This is a genomic window from Streptomyces himastatinicus ATCC 53653 (assembly GCF_000158915.1).
In the GTDB taxonomy this organism is placed as follows: Bacteria; Actinomycetota; Actinomycetes; order Streptomycetales; family Streptomycetaceae; genus Streptomyces; species Streptomyces himastatinicus.
Genome location: NZ_GG657754.1, coordinates 6957183 through 6958258, shown reverse-complemented (window position 1 = coordinate 6958258; position 1076 = coordinate 6957183). Strand labels below are relative to the sequence as shown.

Annotated in this window: 1 protein-coding gene; it reads right to left on the bottom strand. The window is 75.7% G+C overall.

Annotated features, from left to right (window positions below; genetic code table 11):
* Positions 1-1076 (bottom strand): GTPase (locus SSOG_RS29260; protein WP_009717875.1); only part of this gene is annotated, 1076 nt, incomplete at both ends.

Genomic DNA, 1076 nt, shown 5'->3' with positions numbered 1-1076 from the left:
CTGTCCGGTCGCCGCCGCGCCCTGCCGCCTCCGCGAGCCGGTCCTCGAACTCCGCCCGCGCCCGGCCGGTGAACCCGGCGGGTGCCCCGTCCGCCACGTACTGCGGCCGCAGCCGCGCCGTCGTGCCGTCCACGTCGGCCGCCAGCCGTCGCTCCGCCGCGCCGCATTCGGCCGCGAGCCCGCCCAGCATCTCCCGCAGCTCTCCGACCCCCTCCCCGGTGAGCGCGGACAGGGCGAGTACCGCCGCGCCCGGCTCCCCGTGTTCGCCGAGCGCCAGCCCGTCCTCGTCCAGCAGCCGCCGCAGATCGTCCAGCACCTGGTCGGCGGCGTCGCCCGGCAGCCGGTCCACCTGGTTGAGGACGACGAACGTGACCTCCGCATAACCGGCGAGCGGCCGCAGATAGCGCTCGTGCAGCACCGCGTCCGCGTACTTCTCGGGATCCACCACCCACACCACCGCGTCGACCAGCCCCAGCAGCCGGTCCACCCGGTCCCGGTGGCCCGGGGCGGCCGAGTCGTGGTCGGGCAGGTCGAGCAGGACGAGGCCGCGCAGCGCGGGGTCGTACGGATACGCCGGACGGCGCCGGTCCGCATGCGGGATGCCGAGCCGGTCCAGCAGCCCGTCGGCGTGATCGGTCCAGGCGCAGGAGAGCGGCGCGGCGGTGGTCGGCCGCCGGATCCCGCACTCGGAGAGCGGCGCCCCGGCGAGCGCGTTGAAGAGTGTCGACTTACCGCTTCCGGTGGCTCCGGCGAGGGCGACGACGGTGTGCCCCAGCGGATGCCGTCCGCGCGCGGTGGCCTCGTCCAGGACCCGCCCGGCCCCGGCGAGGGTGCGTCCGTCCAGCCGGGTGCGGGACAGCCCCACCAGCTGACGCAGCGCGTCCAGGCGCGGCCGGAGACTCCCGGCGGCGAAACTACGGGCGCCGGGCCCGAAGGGCCGCTCGTACGAGGCGTAGGCCTCGTACGCCTCGTACGCCTTGTAGGGGTCGCGGGAGCCGTAGGAGGCGTATGACTCGTACGACGATTCGCCGGGCTCAGACGCATCGCGGGACCCGTACGTGGCGTACGCCCCGTAC